A 16066-nucleotide genomic window follows, 5' to 3' on the forward strand; every position below is an offset into this window, starting at 1 on the left:
ACTGACTTCAGATCATCAGAAGGCTTCGACCTCGGTGACCCAGGTGTTCCACGACGTGGTCTGGTCCTCGGTGCCGTCGAAGACGCGGTTCACGGCGTTCTGCAGAGCGTCGTGGTACTTGAAGTAGTTCGCGTCCTTGTAGGGCGTGACCGTGATGGCCTCGGACCGCTCGGCGAAGATCTGGCCGGTCGGCGCGTTGTTGAAGAACTCGTTCGTCGAGTCGGTGACCGCGGGGTCGGCCTGAGCCTCGATCGCGCTCGGGAACTGTCCTGCGTTGACGAACGTCTTGGCCTGCTGCTCGGGAGCGGTCAGCCAGTCGGCGAGCGCGAGCGCTGCGTCGACGTTCTTCCCGTTGGCCGGAACCGTCAGGTACGAGCCGCCCCAGTTGGCGCCGCCGTTCGGGAAGACGTCGGCGACCTCCCAGCCGGTGACGTCGGGTGCGTTGCCCGAGATGATGCCGAGCATCCAGCCGGGGCAGAGCATCGTGGCGAACTCGCCGTTGGCCATCGAGGCGTTCCAGTCGTCGCTCCACTGGCCCGAGTAGGCAGCGTTCGGGATGGCGCGCTCGACCACGAGGTTGTAGGCGTCCTCGATCTCGGGGTTGCTCGTGGCGATGACCGTGCCGTCCGGCTCGGTGTACGTGTACTCCATCTGGTTCACGATGCCCTGGAGCACCGAGTTGGCCGCGTCGATCATCGGCTTGCCGGTCGCCGCCTTGTACTGGTCGGCCACGTCGAAGAAGTTGTTCCAGTCGCCGTCGAAGAGCGCGGCGACGTCATCGGGGGTCGACGCGAGGCCTGCCGCCTCGAACAGGTCGGCGCGGTAGCAGATCGCCTGCGGTCCGATGTCGGTGCCGAAGCCCACGAGACGTCCGTCGCCGTCGGTCGCGCCGGCTTCCTTCCAGTCGAGCCAGCGGCCCTTGGCGCTGTCGGGCACCTCGGCGAGGAGGTCGGAGTACTGCATCGCCTCGGCGAACCAGTCGATCTCGACGGCTTCGATGTCGGCGAGGCCTTCCTTGCCGAGCTTCTGGAAGTAGTTGGCGCGGGCGTCGCCGGACTCGGCGGCCTTGTTGTGGACGATCTTCACGTTCGGGTTGGCGTCCATGTACTCCTGGAGGAGCTCATCGGTGTAGCCGAAGTTGTTGAACGTGGCGAGCGTGAGTGTGACTTCGCCGTCCTCGTCGCCCGAACCCTCGTCGGATCCGCCGCCGGCGCAGCCGGCGAGGACGAGGGCGGTGGCCGAGAAAGCGGCGAGAGCCACTGCGCTTCTGCGGAAGGCGCGTGTGTTCACTGTCACTCCTTTGTGTTGTCAGGTCTGTGTTGCAGGTTGGGCCGTGGGAGCGTTCCCACCGGATTGCAGGCTACGTTATGGGATCGCTCCCACGATTGCAAGGGAGCGCTCCCATGGAACGGTCACAGTTGGATCACGGATGCCGTGAACCGTGGCCACCGGCATCCATCGACGCAGGCAATAGACTGGATCCCGACCCCGCCCACCCACTCTGGGAGCCAGACTCATGCCCACCATCGTCGTCGACGTCATGCCCAAGGCCGAGCTGCTGGACCCGCAGGGCAAGGCCGTCTCGGGCGCCCTCGATCGACTCGGCGTGGACGGGTTCTCGGGCGTCCGCATCGGCAAGCGCTTCGAGCTCACGGTCGACGGCGACGTGGATGACGCGGTCCTCGCCGAGGCGAAGCGCATCGCCGACGAGATCCTGTCGAACTCGGTGATCGAGGACGTCGTGGGCATCGAGGTCGTCGAGTGACCACGCGCATCGGCGTCATCACCTTCCCCGGCTCGCTCGATGACCGCGACGCACAGCGCGCGATCCGCGTGGCCGGCGCCGAGCCCGTCGCCCTGTGGCACGGCTCGCACGACCTCGAGGGCGTCGACGCCCTCGTCCTCCCGGGCGGCTTCAGCTACGGCGACTACCTGCGTGCGGGCGCCATCGCCGCGCTCGCGCCGATCATGGCCGAGGTGAAGGATGCCGCGGCCGCCGGCATGCCCGTCCTGGGCATCTGCAACGGCTTCCAGATGCTCGTCGAGGCGCACCTGCTGCCCGGCGGACTCATCCGCAACGCGCACCAGCAGTTCATCCGCCGCGACCAGCGCCTGCGCGTCGAGAACGCCGACACCGCGTGGACGTCGGGCTTCGAATCGGGGCAGGAGATCGTCATCCCGCTCAAGAACGCCGACGGCGGGTACATCGCCTCGGAGTCCGAGCTGGACCGGCTCGAGGGCGAGGGCCTCGTCGCCTTCCGCTACCTCGGCGTGAACCCGAACGGGTCGCTGCGCGACATCGCGGGCATCGCGAACGAGCGCGGCAACGTCGTCGGACTGATGCCGCACCCCGAGCACGCGGTCGAGCCCGGGTTCGGCCCCGACACGGCCGCAGCGATGCGCTCGGGCGTCGACGGCCTGCCGTTCTTCACGTCGGCGATCGCCGCCGTCGTGGCTGCCGCCGCCTGAACCTAGACGGTCCCTGCCGGCGGCCAGACGCCGATGATGACGGCCATCACGAGCACCGTCACGAGTTCGTGCGCGATATTGATCACCGTCAGGCTCGTCGGACGCCCCTCGAAGGCGTCGTGCGTGATGAACCGCGCGGCCGTGAAGCCGGCCCACAGCACGACCGCGGTGACGATCGAATCCCAGAGGTAGCTGCCGCCGTAGAACTCCCACGAGATCGTCGTGGCCCCCGCGAGCACCCAGGCCGTGATGAAGCTCACGATCACCGTCGTGATGATCGGCCAGAGGGCGGTCGCCGCGGGCCGATCCGTGTCGACGTCGGCGAGCTTTGCCCAGCGCGTGCCGAACACCTTGAGCGAGTACCAGATCGAGCCGACCACCATGCTCGACGCCGTCGCGATCAGCACGGCCCAGTAGTTGATCTCGGGAATCATGCGGCGAGCGTATCGCCGCCACCGGCCTGACGACAGACCCCGCGCCGGTAGCGTGGAGCGGGTGAGCAGTCTCGTCGTCAGCGTCCCCACTCAGCAGCTCGCCGATGACCTCGGCAGCCTTCCCGGCGGAGTCGAGGTGATCGTGTGGCCGATGGATGCCGCGGCGCCGCGCGAACAGTTCGACATGGTCGTGCCGCCCTACATGTCGATGGCGAAGGTGCTCGAGCGACTCGACGGCGTCGATGTGGGGCTCGTGCAGGGTCAATCGATCGGGTACGAGGGCGTCGCCGACATCCTGCCCGCGGGCCTGCGCTTCGCGAACGCGTCCTCCGTGCACGAGGCATCGACCGCGGAGCTGGCGGTCGCCCTGACGCTCGCGGCGCAGCGTCGCATCCCGAACTTCGTCCGCGCGCAGGAGCGCGAGGAGTGGGCGCCCGAGTTCGCCGAGAGTCTCGCGGACCGGCGCGTGCTGCTGCTCGGCTACGGCGGCGTCGGCAAGGCGATCGCGGCGCGCCTCGTCGGATTCGAGGTCGAGATCACGGCCGTCGCCTCACGCGCGCGCGACGAGGACGGCGTGCCGGTGCGCGGTGTGGACGAGCTTCCCGCTCTGCTGCCGACCGCCGAGATCGTCATCGTCTCGCTGCCCGGCGGGGATGCGACGCGGCACCTCGTCGACGACGCTTTCCTCGCGGCCCTGCCGGACGGCGCACTCGTCGTGAACGTCGGCCGCGGTCCGATCATCGACACCGACGCCCTCGTCGACCACGTCGGCCGCGGTCGCATCCGTGCGGCGCTCGACGTCACCGACCCCGAGCCGCTGCCCGCAGGCCACCCGCTGTGGTCGCTCCCCGGTGTGCTGATCGCCCCGCACGTCGGCGGTGCGTCGTCCGCGATGCGTCCCCGGGTCGCGCGGCTCGTGAAGGCGCAGATCGAGCGGCTGATGGCCGGGGACGAGCCCCTCAACGTCGTGATCGGCTGACGGGAAGAGTCGCGCGACGCGACGCGTTGGAGTCGGCGTGGATGACGTCAGGCACGCGACCGTCGTGGTGATCGGCGCCGGGCAGGCCGGACTCTCGGCGGCGTATCACCTGAAGCGGCGAGGATTCGCGAGCGCGCTCGAGACGACCGAGGGCCGCACGTTCGTCGTGCTGGATGCCGCGTCCGCACCTGGCGGTGCCTGGCAGCATCGCTGGCGCTCGCTCACGATGTCGACCGTCAACGGTATCTTCGCCCTGCCGGGCGCGGAGCCGCCGGTCGTCGACACGGACGAGCCCAGCCGCGATGCGGTGCCCCGCTACTTCGCCGGGTACGAGGCATCCGAGCACCTGCCGATCCTGCGCCCCGTGCACGTGACCCGGGTCGACAGCGACGGCGACGAGCTCGTCGTCACGACCGATGCCGGCGTGTGGCGGACGGATGCCGTCGTCAACGCGACCGGCACGTGGACGAACCCGCTTCTGCCTGTGTACCCCGGCGCCGAGACCTTCGCCGGTCGGCAGCTGCACACCCGGGACTACGTGTCGGCTGACGAGTTCGCAGGACGGCGGGTCGCCGTCGTCGGCGGCGGGATCTCGGCCGTACAGCAGCTCGAGGAGATCTCGCGGGTCGCCGAGACGTTCTGGTACACGCGTCGGGATCCGCGCTTCATCGAGGGGGAGTTCCAACCCGAGACGACGGGCCGTGCCGTCATCGAGCGCGTGATCGCGGATGTCGAGGCTGGCAGGCCGTCGCAGAGCGTCGTGAGTTACACGGGACTCGCGTGGACGCCGTACGCGGTTGCGGCGCGCGAGCGGGGCGCACTGGAGCGGCGTCCGATGTTCACGCGCATCGAACCTGAGGGCGTCCGCGAGGCGGACGGATCGTTGACCCCCGTCGACGTGATCCTGTGGGCGACGGGGTTCCGTCCCGCGCTCTCGCACCTCGACGCCCTCGCCCTGCGCAACGACCTCGGCGGGATCGCGGTCCGCGAGACGCGGGTCTCGGCGGATCCTCGCATCCATCTCATCGGCTTCGGGCCGTCGCAATCGACCGTCGGCGCGAATCGCGCGGGGCGCGCGGCGGTCGCCGAGATCGTGAAGATGCTCGACGCGCGGGTCGCCGCCTGAGTCGGGTCAGCCCCGCCAGAACGGGTACGGGCCCTCGACGATGCGATGACCGCTCTTGCTGATCGGCTGGACTTCGAAGTCGTCGGTCACGCCGTGAAGACCGCGAAGGTGTCGGGCACGAGTGCGCGGCCGCCGAGCGCGGACAGCTCCATGAGCACGCTGGTCGCGACGACGACGCCGCCGATCGCGGGCACGAGCTCGTGGGCCGCCTGCAGTGTGCCGCCCGTCGCGAGGACGTCGTCGACGAGCAGCACGCGCGTGCCGGGTGCGATGTCGTCGTGCGCTTCGATGGTCGCCGTGCCGTACTCGAGGGCGTAGTCGACGGATGCCGCGGGGCGGGGCAGCTTGCCGGCCTTGCGGATCGGCACCAGCCCGACATCCGCCACCGTCGCGGCGGCTGCGGCCAGCAGGAATCCCCGGGCCTCGATGCCCGCAACGACGTCGAACTGCCCCTCGAAGGGCTCGATCATCGCGTCGATGACGCACCGCAGGCCCGCGGCATCCGCGAGCAGCGGCGTGATGTCGCGGAACAGCACCCCCGGCTCGGGATAGTCGGGGATCGTGCGGATGAGCGCCTCGGCGCGGGCGAGGTCTTCGGTTGTCGGCACGCGCCCACCCTACCCGGGCGTTCGCGGGCGGCTCTGTGCAGATCGGCGGGGATCGTCCGCGACACGCCGGTTGCACTGACGCCCAGGAGGCGTGTCGCGAAGAAGCCCCGCCGATCTGCACGCGCACAGGCGGTTCAGTCCGGGGCGTCGACGTCGTCGCCCGACGAGAGGTCGCCGCACTCGACCTCGACGACGCCGTGGGTGACCAGATACGGTCGGGCGCCGCGGTCGCCCGAGACCGCGGCGGCGAGCGGAGCGAAGTGCGCGCGGGAGATGACGACCGGATGCCCGGGGGTGCCGCGATAGACGGCCTGCACGAGCTCTGCTCCGGATGCCAGAACCCGCGCGACCGCGAGGGGCGAGGCATCCGGAGTGTCGACCGTCGACACGACGACGGCATCGGCATCGGAAGCCGCGGCCAGTCCGGCACGCAGCGACGCGGAGACTCCGAGCGCCCAGTCCTCGGCGACGACGACACGTGCGTCGGTCGGGACGATCCGCGCGATGTCGTCGGCTGCGGCCCCGACGATGACAGCGACGTCGTCGCATCCGCCGTCCTGAAGAGCCCGTACGGCGAGCGCGACCCACGGCGTTCCGTCGGCGCACCGAGCAAGGCCCTTCGGCCCGCCGAATCGGCGGCCAGCGCCCGCGGCGAGGACGATTCCCGTCACGTTCACGCGAGCACCCCCGTTGCATGAGCGTAGTGCGCGCGAAACACAGCGGGGTTAGCGTGACGCCATGCTCGAACTCGCCCGCGATCTCCTCCCGCTGCTGCGGGAGGGTACGCCGGTCGCGGCTGTGACGGTCACTCGCGTCCTGCGCAGCGCGCCGCGCGGCGCCGGTGCGTCGATGGCGGTGACGGCCGACGGACGGATCATCGGGTCGATCTCAGGCGGATGCGTCGAGGGTGACGCCGTCGTGCTGGCGCACACCGCGCGCGTGACGGGCGAGGTTCAGACTGCGCGCCTCGGATTCTCGGACGACGCCGCTCACGCGGCCGGTCTCGCGTGCGGCGGGAGCGTCGATGTCGTCGCGTATCCGGTGCCGACGGATGCCGCGGCGTTCGACGCCCTGGAAGCCGCGGCCGCAGGCCGTGCGGCGTCGCTCGTACTGCCCGGCGTCGTCGAACTCTCGATCGAACCCGCGCCCCGGCTCGTCATCGTGGGCGCGGGAGAGCACGCTGCCGCCCTGTGCCGCGTGGCATCCTCCGCGGGCTTCGCGGTGACGGTCGTCGACGTCTGGGAGTCGCTCGTCACGCGCGAGCGGTTCCCGGATGCCGCGGAGCTCGTCATCGGGATGCCCGACGAGCACCTCGCCGCGACGCACCAGGGCGGGTTCACCGCGGTCTGCGTCCTGAGTCACGATGAGCGGCTCGACGTGCCCGCGCTCGAGATCGCGCTCCGACGGGACGTCGACTTCGTCGGCGCGATGGGTGCGCGCGGAACCGTGACGCACCGCGCTGCTCTCCTCCGCGAGCGCGGTGTGACGGATGCCGAGCTCGCGCGCCTGCACTCCCCCCTCGGTCTGGACCTGGGCGGGCGCACACCCGCCGAGACGGCGATCGCCGTGCTCGCGGAGATCGTGGCATCCCGTCACGACGGCACGGGATCTCCACTGCGCGACCTCACCGGCGCGATCCACGCCACTTCGGAGGTGAGCACCGGAATCGGACCGATCCCGTTCACTCATCCGAATCCGGTGCGCGGATCCGATCTCGGCGCATGCCGTACGACAGGAGTCACTCCATGAGCCGCACGATCATCGAGGGCGGTCACATCGCGACCGTCGACGCGACGGGAACCGAGTACGACGGGGGTCACGTCGTGATCGACGACGGTGTCATCTCGGCGGTCGGCGCAGGGCGTGCGTCGGCAGACGAGCGGGCGGGCGCCGAGATCGTCGACGCGACGGGATGCCTCGTCACCCCCGGCCTGGTCAACACGCACCATCACCTCTACCAGTGGCTCACGCGCGGCTACGCGCAGGATGCGATCCTGTTCGACTGGCTGACGTCGCTGTACCCGCTGTGGTCGCGGATCGACGCGGGGCTCACGGGCGTCGGTGCGGCGGGCGCGATGGCCGTGCTCGCGCGCTCGGGCTGCACGACCGTCGGCGACCACCACTACATCTTCCCGCAGGGCTCGGGCGACATCGTGGGCGCGATCGTCGAGTCGGCGACCCGCGTCGGTGTGCGCCTGCACGCCACGCGGGGTTCGATGGACCTCGGCGCATCGAAGGGCGGACTCCCCCCGGACTTCGCGGTCGAGACGACGGCCGCCGCGCTCGCGGCGTCGCAGGAGGCCGTCGAGCGGTACCACGATGCCTCCTTCGACTCCATGGTCCGCGTCGCGATCGCGCCGTGCTCGCCGTTCTCGGTGACGGCCGACTTGCTGCGCGAGGCCGCGGTGCTCGCTCGCTCGCTCGACGTGCGCCTGCACACGCACGCCTCCGAGACCGTCGAGGAGGACGCCTACTGCGCCGAGCGGTTCGGGATGACTCCCACCGACTACCTCGAGAGCCTCGGGTGGCTCGGAGACGACGTGTGGATGGCGCACTGCGTTCACCTCGACGAGCCGGCGATCGCGCGCTACGCCGCAACCGGGACAGGAGTCGCGCACTGCCCGTCGTCCAACGGTCGGCTCGCGGCGGGCATCGCCCCCGTCCGCGCGATGCTGGACGCCGGTGTGCCGGTCGGCCTGGGCGTCGACGGCGCCGCGTCGAACGAGTCGGGTCAGCTCGGGATCGAAGTGCGGGAGGCCGTGCTCATGAACCGCCTGCGCACGGGCGCGGACTCGTTCAGCGTGCGCGACGGCCTGCGGATCGCGACGATGGGCGGCGCCCGGGTGCTCGGCCGGCAGGACGAGATCGGCTCGCTCGAGGTCGGCAAGCTCGCCGACGTCGCCGTGTGGCAGGTGGACCGCGTCGAGCACGCCGGCATCCTCGATCCGGTCGCCGCGCTCGGGCTCGGCGCGATGCCGCCGCTCAAGCGGCTCTTCGTCGGCGGGAACGTGGTCGTCGAGGACGCGACGCTCGCGACCACGGATGAGGGCGCGATCGCGCGAGAGGTGGCCGCCGCATCCCGCGAACTCGCCGAGAGGCTCTGACGATGGATGTCGTCACGGTCACGGGTTTCCGTGCCGCGCGCACGCGCGACGATCTCGCGCTCACGGGCGGCGAGGTCGTCATCGCGGGGGGCACGTGGCTCATGAGCGAGCCGCAGCCGGAGACGACGGGCTTCGTCGATCTCACGACGATGGGCTGGCCCGCGATCGAGGTGCGCGAAGAGGGCGTGCGGATCGGCGCGACGTGCACGATCGCCGAGCTCGTCGCCTGGTCGCGGAGCGCCGACGTGCCGGCCGACTGGGCCGCGGCATCCGTCATCCCGGACGCGGCGAACGCCCTGCTCGCGTCGTTCAAGATCTGGAACACCGCGACCGTCGGCGGCAACGTCTGCCGGTCGTTCGCCGCAGGGTCGATGATCTCACTCGCCGTCGCACTGGACGGCACCGCCGAGGTGTGGAACGCCGACGGCAGCAGCTCGGTCTGGAGCGTCGCCGACCTCGTGATGGGCAACGGCGAGAACGCGCTCGGCCGCGGCGACGTGCTCCGCGCGATCGAGCTGCCGGCGCACGCCCTGCGCTCGCGCCTCGTGCTGCGCAAGATCGCGCTCGCCGAGCTCGGGCGCTCCGGCGCCGTCGTGACGGGCCGTCTCGATCAGGACGGCACCGCGGTCTTCACGGTGACGGCGGCGGTGTCGCGTCCGTTCGTGGTGCGGTTCGCCGGGATTCCGGATGCCGCGGCCCTCGCGGCATCCATCGACGACGCCCCCGGGTACTACACCGATTCGCTCGGCGCCGCGGACTGGCGACGCGGCGTGAGCATCGTGCTCGCGGAGCGCATCCGGGCGGAGCTCGCGCCATGAGGCTGCTCGTCAACGGCGAGCCGATCGACGCCGAGCCGCGGGCCGGACAGTGCCTGCGCACGCTCCTGCGCGAGAACGGCCACCACGAGGTGAAGAAGGGCTGCGACGCCGGGGACTGCGGCGCGTGCGCCGTGCTCGTGGACGGCACGCCCGTGCACTCGTGCATCATCCCGGCGGTGCGGATGGAGGGCGTCTCGGTCACGACCGCGGCGGGGCTCGCGCCGGGCGACGACCTGCATCCCGTGCAGGAGGCGCTCGTGCAGCACTTCGGGTTCCAGTGCGGGTTCTGCACGGCGGGGATGTCCGTCACAGCGTCGACGCTCACCGCCGACGATCTGCCGGATCTCGATCGGCGCATGAAGGGCAGCCTCTGCCGGTGCACGGGCTATCGTCCGATCCGCGCGGCGATCGAGTCATCCGTCCTCGGACCGGTGCGCGAGACCGGAGCGCCACCCGTCGGCGGGATCGGGACCTCCGCGCGCCCCGAGCCCGGTCGGCGCGTCGTGCAGGGGCTCGAGCCGTTCACGTTCGATGTCGACGTCCCCGAGGCACTCGTGCTGCGCGTGATCGGGTCGCCGCACGCGCACGCGCGCATCGTCACGATCGAGACGACCGCCGCGCGTGCCGTGCCCGGCGTGGTCGCGATCTTCACCCACGAGAACGTCACGGCGCGACGCTTCTCGACGGCGAGGCACGAGCACCGGGAGGACGACCCCGACGACACCCGCATCCTCGACGACGTCATGCGCTTCGTGGGCCAGCGCGTCGCCGCGATCGTCGCCGACACCGCCGAGGCGGCCGAGGCCGCGTCCCGGCTCATCGAGGTCACCTATGACGTCCTTCCGGCCGTCTTCGACCCCGAAGAGGCCCGCGCCGAGGGTGCGCCGGTGCTGCATCCCGGCCTCACCGCCGTCGACCGGGTGGTCGAGGCATCCCGCAATCTCATCGCCGAACTTCACGACGGGATCGGGGGCGACGCCGACGTCGCCCTCGAGGCGAGCGATGTCACCGTGAGCGGCACGTGGCGGACAGGTCGCGTCTCACACGCGCAGCTCGAGACCCACGGCGCGATCGGCTGGCTCGACGACGACGGGCGTCTCGTCATCCGCTCCAGCACGCAGGTGCCGTTCCTCGTGCGCGACGAGCTCGCGCACCTGTTCTCGCTCCCCAAGGAGCGGCTGCGGGTCTTCGCGGCGCGCGTGGGAGGCGGGTTCGGCGGCAAGCAGGAGATGTTCACCGAAGATCTCGTCGCCCTCGCCGTCCTGCGCACGGGCCGCCCGGTCGCCTTCGAGTACGCGCGCACGGAGGAGTTCCGCAGAGCCTCGGTGCGGCATCCGTTCCGCGTCTCGGTCTCGCTCGGCGCGACCGCCGACGGCGTGCTCACGGCGATGAAGCTCGACGTGCTGAGCGACACCGGCGCCTACGGCAACCACGGCATCGGCGTGCTGTTCCACGGCGTCGCGGAGTCGGTCAACGTCTACCGCTGCCCCGTGAAGCGCATCGACGCCGAGGTGGTCTATACGAACAACGTGCCCTCGGGAGCGTTCCGCGGCTACGGGCTCGGCCAGGTCATCCTCGGCGTCGAGTCCGCGATGGACCTCCTCGCCGAACGTCTCGGCATCGACCCGTTCGACCTGCGGCGCATCAACGCCGTGCGCAGCGGCGATGCGCTCCTCACGGTGTTCGACGAGCCCGAGGATGACCTCGTCTGGGGCAGCTACGGACTCGACCAGTGCCTCGATCTCGCGCAGGGCGCGCTGCGGCGCGGGAACGGCGTCGAGGCACCCCCGGGCTGGATGGTCGGCGAAGGCATGGCGCTGTCGTTCATCGCCGCGATGGCACCCGGAGGCCATCACGCCCACGCGTCGGCGACGATCCGGCGCGACGGCACCTACGTCCTCTCCGTCGGCACGGCGGAGTTCGGCAACGGCACGAGCACGGTCCACCGACAGATCGCGCGCACGATCCTCGGCGCGTCCGGCGAGCGCGTCGTGCTGCGCGCCGCCGACACCGACGTCGTCGCGCACGACACGGGCGCGTTCGCCTCGGCTGGTGTCGTCGGCGCGGGCCGCGCACTGCAGGACGCCTGCACCCGTCTGCGCGATCGGCTGCTGGCTGTCGCCCGCGAGATCACCGGTTCCGACGATGCGACGCTCGAGCCCGACGGCGTGCGCGCCGGTCGGCTGGTCACGTTCGCCGAGATCGTGGATGCCTCGCCCGACCGCACCGACGAAGGCGTCGTCGCCCACGGCGAGCAGCACGGCGACGAGCGGAGCCTCTCCTTCAACGTGCACGCCGTGCGCGTGGCCGTCGAGGGCGAGACCGGCACCGTGCGCATCCTGCAGTCCGTGCAGGCGGCGGATGCCGGAGTCCTGCTCAACCCCGCTCAGGTGCGCGGTCAGATCGAGGGCGGCGCCGCGCAGGGCATCGGCAGCGCGCTGTACGAAGAGGTGCTCGTCGACGAGACCGGCGCCGTGTCGAATCCGACCTTCCGGCTCTACCGCGTGCCGCAGTTCGCCGACATCCCCGAGACCGAAGTGCTCTTCGCCGACACCGTCGACACCGTCGGACCCTTCGGCGCGAAGTCGATGAGCGAATCGCCCTACAACCCGGTCGCGGCCGCGGTCGGCAACGCGATCGCTCGTGCCGTCGGCCGGCGCCCGTACCGCCAGCCGTTCACGCGCGAGCGCGTGTGGCGGCTCGCGAACGACCTCGACTGACCGCCGGCACCCCGTCGCATCGCACGTCTTCACACCGCGGAAACACGCGCGCGCCCGCGGTGAAACGTGCAAGCAATAGCGTCGGCTGATCACATGCACCTGAAGGGGGCCAATCCCGATGGCAACACACAGCAACCTGTCCCGTCGCGCGCGCTTGGGCGCCGTCGCGGCCGCGACACTCGCATCCGTCCTCGTCCTCGCCGGCTGCGCCGGCGGCTCGTCGCCCAGCGAGTCGAGCAGCGGCGGCGGCGAGGCGGCGTCGTTCGGCGACGTCAGCATCCAGTACTCCTGGATCAAGAACGAGGAGTTCGCGGGCGAGTTCTACGCGTACGAGAACGGCTACTACGACGAGGCCGGCTTCGGCGAGGTCACGGGCATCGCAGGCCCCGACACCGGCGTCGCGAAGCTCCTGTCGGGTCAGGTGCAGTTCGCCCTGAGCGACGCGGCATCGGTCGGCGCGGCGGTCGCCGAGCAGGACGCACCCCTCAAGATCATCGGCGCGACCTTCCAGAAGAACCCGTTCACGATCCTCTCGCTCGCAGACGGCGGCAACATCGCGACGCCGGACGACCTCAAGGGCAAGAAGATCGGCGTGCAGGACTCGAACGCCTCGGTGTTCGCGGCCCTCCTCGCCGCGAACGACATCGACCCGAGCGAGCTCGAGATCGTGCCGGTCGACTTCGACCCGACCCCGCTCATCAACGGCGAGGTCGACGGCTTCATGGCCTACCTCACCAACGAGGCGATCACGGTCGAGATGGCGGGCTACCCGGTCACGAACCTCGCGTACGCCGAGAACGGCCTGCCCTACGTGGCCGAGACGTTCACGGTCACCGATCAGTACCTCGCCGAGAACAAGGACCTCATCAAGGCGTTCCTGATCGCCGAGATCAAGGGCTGGACCGACACGTTCAAGAACCCCACGGACGACACGGTCGCGCTCGTGACCGACTACTACAACGAGTCGGCCGCCGCGGGCGACCTGACGTTCGGCGAGCTCGACCCGGCGAAGGTCGCGGCGGGCATCCTCGCGCAGGCGCTCCTCATCTCGACCGACGAGACCGAGGCCAACGGCCTGTTCACGATCTCAGACGACCTCAAGGAGCAGACGCTCGCCTCGCTCGCGACGTCGGGCTGGGAGCTCACGGCCGACCAGCTGTTCGACACGACGATCATCGACGAGATCTACGAAGAGAACCCCGACCTGCTGGCATACCTGCCGTAAGGGATCATGACCATTTCGTCACAGATGGATGCCGGTGCCCAGACCACGGGCACCGGCATCCAGATCACGGGAGTCTCCAAGTCCTTCTCGCTGCGCGGGGGCAAGTCCCTCCTCGCCCTGCAGGACACCGACCTCCACACCGAGAAGGGCTCGTTCCTGGCCCTTCTCGGTCCGTCGGGATGCGGCAAGTCCACGATCCTGCGGATCCTCGCCGCCCTGGACCACCCCACGCACGGCACGGCGCTCGTCGACGGCGAATCGCCCGACCAGCTGCGATCGAAGAGCGAGCTCGGAATCGCGTTCCAGGACCACGCCCTGCTCCCCTGGCGCAGCGTCCGCAAGAACATCGAGCTGCCCTTCGAGGTCGCCGGCCGCCCCGTCGACAAGGATTACGTCGACGAGCTGATCGCCCTGGTCGGCCTCAAGGATTTCGCGAACGCGAAGCCCGCGCAGCTCTCGGGCGGCATGCGGCAGCGTGCATCCATCGCCCGCGCCCTCGTGCTCAAGCCCTCCGTCCTGCTCCTCGACGAGCCGTTCGGAGCGCTGGATGACATGACCCGCCAGAACCTCAACCTCGAGCTGCTGCGCATCTGGACCGAGAAGCCCGCGACGACGCTCCTCGTCACGCACGGCATCAGCGAGGCGATCTTCCTCGCCGACCGCGTCGCCGTCATGTCGCCGCGCCCCGGCCGGGTCAAGGAGATCATCGAGATCGACCTGCCGCGACCACGCACGCCCGACATGATGCGCACGCCCGAGTTCCACGCCTACGTCGACCGCGCCTCGGAGCTGCTGTTCGGCTCGGACGGTCGGGCCGAAGCGGAGGCGTGATGCGCACCACCTGGAAGATGCCGACGTGGGCCGCGGGCCTCGTCGGCGCCGCTGCGCTCATCCTCGTGTGGTGGATCTTCTCGCTCACGGCGTTCCAGATCCAAGAGGGCACGACCTTCACGCCCGTGCCCTCGCCGTTCGCCGTCTTCGAGTGGCTCTTCCTGGACGGCAACATCGCCGGCGCGTGGGGGGTCTTCCAGCCCACGATCACCGCTGCCGCGATCGGGTACGTGTGGGGCAACGGCATCGCCCTCGTGCTCGCCGCCTTCGTGCTCGTGTTCCCCAAGACCGAGACGGTCGTGACCCAGATCGCCGTCGTGAGCTACTGCCTGCCGATCGTCGCGGTCGGCGGCATCTCGGTCGTCGTGCTCGGCGGCGCGAAGAACCCCGGCGATCCGTCGGCGACCGCGATCTTCCTCGCGGCGCTCGTGTGCGTCTTCACGACCGTCGTCGGATCGATCCTCGGCTTCAAGTCCGCCGACAAGGCCTCGCTCGACGTCGTCCGCGTCTTCGGCGGCAACTCGTGGACCCAGCTGCGCAAAGTGCGGCTCATCGCGGCACTCCCCGCGATCCTCAACGCCCTGCAGATCGCGGTGCCGACGGCCTTCCTCGGCGCGGTCCTCGGCGAATATCTCGGCGCCATCACGGCGGGCGTCGGACCGACGCTCATCCGCCTGCAGGGCCAGCTCGACGCCGCGGGCGTCTGGTCGGTGTTCCTGCTGTGCGCCGTCTTCGCCCTCGTCGCCTACGGTCTCGTGGGCCTCCTCGTCCGGCTCGTCACCCCCTGGGTCGCGGGGAAGGCATCATGACCGAGAAACTCGTCGACACCGCCAACCCGCCGGCGCTCCAGACCGGCCAGCTCGTGCTGCAGGCGGACCCGGTCGCACAGGCGCGCCTGCGTGCCGATCGACGTCGCGCGCTTCTGCGCACGATCGGCACGTCGCTCGTCAACGCCCTCATCACCTTCGCCGTCGTGCTCATCCTGTGGCAATGCATCGTGAGCTTCAGCGGCATCTCGCCCTTCATCGCGAAGGGTCCGGTGGACGTCTGGAACTACCTGTTCACAGATGAGGATGCCGCGGCCAACCGCGCCGCGATGGCCCCGCTGGTCGCACAGACACTCGTCGACTCGTCGATCGGCTTCGTCTTCGGCATGATCACGGCGATCGTCCTGGCGGTGCTGTTCAGCCTGTCGAAGGCCGTCGAGGCCGGCGTCATGCCCCTCGTGCTGCTCCTGCGCACGATCCCCCTCGTCTCGATCGCGCCCGTGATCATCCTCATCACAGGACGCGGCACCGTGGCATCCGTCGCCGTCATCGGCACGATCGTCGTGCTCTTCCCCGCCCTCGCGAGCATCCTGTTCGGACTCACCCGCGCGAGCCAGCAGAGCATCGACGTCGTGCACGTCTTCGGCGGCGGGAGGTTCACGTCGCTGCGCAAGGTGAACTTCCCCGGCGCTGGTCCGTCGCTGTTCGCGGCCGCGCGCGTCTCGGTGCCCGGTGCCGTGACGGGCGCGCTGCTCGCCGAGTGGCTGTCGACGGGTCAGGGCATCGGCGGGTCGATCCTGAAGTTCAACGCGCAGGCGCAGTTCACCCAGCTGTGGACGTCGATCGCCCTCATCACGCTCATCACACTGCTGCTCTACAACATCGTGCAGATCGTCGAGAACATCGTCCTGGTGCGCATGGGCATGCAGCCCGGCCGGCGCTGACCCGACGCACCCGTCTCCGAGCTCAGAACCCGCGCCGCGAG

At 70.3% G+C, this 16066-nt stretch carries 16 protein-coding genes; 12 read left to right on the plus strand and 4 right to left on the minus strand.

The genetic code is table 11. The features are described 5' to 3' along the window. Positions 1-15: 15 nt before the first annotated feature. On the minus strand, positions 16-1290 hold the full coding sequence (locus tag MA876_RS03880) for an ABC transporter substrate-binding protein (protein WP_248146249.1): 1275 nt from the start codon (positions 1288-1290) through the stop codon (positions 16-18). A 226-nt stretch (positions 1291-1516) separates the two neighbouring features. On the opposite strand from MA876_RS03880, the gene purS reads away from it, so the two are divergent. Continuing rightward, the gene (gene purS, locus MA876_RS03885) at positions 1517-1765 is read left to right on the plus strand and encodes a phosphoribosylformylglycinamidine synthase subunit PurS (protein ID WP_248146250.1); all 249 of its coding nucleotides are present in this window, start codon (positions 1517-1519) and stop codon (positions 1763-1765) included. Next, complete coding sequence (gene purQ, locus MA876_RS03890) at positions 1762-2469, plus strand: phosphoribosylformylglycinamidine synthase subunit PurQ (RefSeq protein ID WP_248146251.1); 708 nt, start codon at positions 1762-1764, stop codon at positions 2467-2469. Before purS ends, purQ begins: the two co-directional genes overlap by 4 nt. Before the next feature lie 2 nt (positions 2470-2471). Here the strand turns inward: purQ and MA876_RS03895 are convergent, their stop codons facing one another. Continuing rightward, positions 2472-2903, minus strand: a complete 432-nt coding sequence (locus tag MA876_RS03895; RefSeq protein WP_248146252.1) for a DUF1761 domain-containing protein — start codon at positions 2901-2903, stop codon at positions 2472-2474. 61 nt (positions 2904-2964) lie between these two features. On the opposite strand from MA876_RS03895, the gene MA876_RS03900 reads away from it, so the two are divergent. Both MA876_RS03900 and MA876_RS03905 read left to right on the plus strand, forming a co-directional pair. After that, on the plus strand, positions 2965-3882 hold the full coding sequence (locus MA876_RS03900; RefSeq protein ID WP_248146253.1) for a 2-hydroxyacid dehydrogenase: 918 nt from the start codon (positions 2965-2967) through the stop codon (positions 3880-3882). Between the two features lie 37 nt (positions 3883-3919). Beyond that, positions 3920-5008 (plus strand): NAD(P)-binding domain-containing protein, encoded by a 1089-nt coding sequence (locus tag MA876_RS03905; RefSeq protein WP_248146254.1) that lies wholly within the window; start codon positions 3920-3922, stop codon positions 5006-5008. An 86-nt stretch (positions 5009-5094) separates the two neighbouring features. Here the strand turns inward: MA876_RS03905 and MA876_RS03910 are convergent, their stop codons facing one another. Further along, the gene (locus MA876_RS03910; protein ID WP_248146256.1) at positions 5095-5616 is read right to left on the minus strand and encodes an adenine phosphoribosyltransferase; all 522 of its coding nucleotides are present in this window, start codon (positions 5614-5616) and stop codon (positions 5095-5097) included. Positions 5617-5750: 134 nt separating this feature from the next. Continuing rightward, positions 5751-6293: a nucleotidyltransferase family protein gene (locus MA876_RS03915; protein WP_248146258.1), complete on the minus strand. Its 543-nt coding sequence runs from the start codon at positions 6291-6293 to the stop codon at positions 5751-5753. A gap of 61 nt (positions 6294-6354) precedes the next feature. Between MA876_RS03915 and MA876_RS03920 the strand changes: the two genes are divergently transcribed. The 8 genes from MA876_RS03920 to MA876_RS03955 all read left to right on the plus strand — a co-directional run bounded on the left by MA876_RS03920 (position 6355) and on the right by MA876_RS03955 (position 16025). Beyond that, positions 6355-7365: an XdhC family protein gene (locus tag MA876_RS03920; RefSeq protein WP_248146260.1), complete on the plus strand. Its 1011-nt coding sequence runs from the start codon at positions 6355-6357 to the stop codon at positions 7363-7365. Then, a complete protein-coding gene (locus tag MA876_RS03925; RefSeq protein WP_248146262.1) occupies positions 7362-8720 on the plus strand; it encodes an 8-oxoguanine deaminase in 1359 nt (452 codons plus the stop codon). The genes MA876_RS03920 and MA876_RS03925 overlap by 4 nt, the downstream gene beginning before the upstream one ends. Before the next feature lie 2 nt (positions 8721-8722). Further along, positions 8723-9538, plus strand: a complete 816-nt coding sequence (locus MA876_RS03930) for an FAD binding domain-containing protein (protein ID WP_248146264.1) — start codon at positions 8723-8725, stop codon at positions 9536-9538. Further along, positions 9535-12258 carry a molybdopterin-dependent oxidoreductase gene (locus MA876_RS03935; protein WP_248146266.1) on the plus strand — a complete coding sequence of 908 codons (2724 nt, stop codon included), beginning with the start codon at positions 9535-9537 and terminating at the stop codon, positions 12256-12258. The genes MA876_RS03930 and MA876_RS03935 overlap by 4 nt, the downstream gene beginning before the upstream one ends. A gap of 118 nt (positions 12259-12376) precedes the next feature. Further along, on the plus strand, positions 12377-13483 hold the full coding sequence (locus MA876_RS03940; RefSeq protein ID WP_248146268.1) for an ABC transporter substrate-binding protein: 1107 nt from the start codon (positions 12377-12379) through the stop codon (positions 13481-13483). A gap of 6 nt (positions 13484-13489) precedes the next feature. Beyond that, on the plus strand, positions 13490-14314 hold the full coding sequence (locus MA876_RS03945) for an ABC transporter ATP-binding protein (RefSeq protein ID WP_248146269.1): 825 nt from the start codon (positions 13490-13492) through the stop codon (positions 14312-14314). After that, on the plus strand, positions 14314-15123 hold the full coding sequence (locus tag MA876_RS03950) for an ABC transporter permease (protein WP_248146270.1): 810 nt from the start codon (positions 14314-14316) through the stop codon (positions 15121-15123). Before MA876_RS03945 ends, MA876_RS03950 begins: the two co-directional genes overlap by 1 nt. Next, complete coding sequence (locus tag MA876_RS03955) at positions 15120-16025, plus strand: ABC transporter permease (protein ID WP_248146271.1); 906 nt, start codon at positions 15120-15122, stop codon at positions 16023-16025. Before MA876_RS03950 ends, MA876_RS03955 begins: the two co-directional genes overlap by 4 nt. Positions 16026-16066 lie beyond the last annotated feature (41 nt).

This window comes from Microbacterium aoyamense (assembly GCF_023155855.1).
GTDB classification, from domain to species: Bacteria; Actinomycetota; Actinomycetes; order Actinomycetales; family Microbacteriaceae; genus Microbacterium; species Microbacterium aoyamense.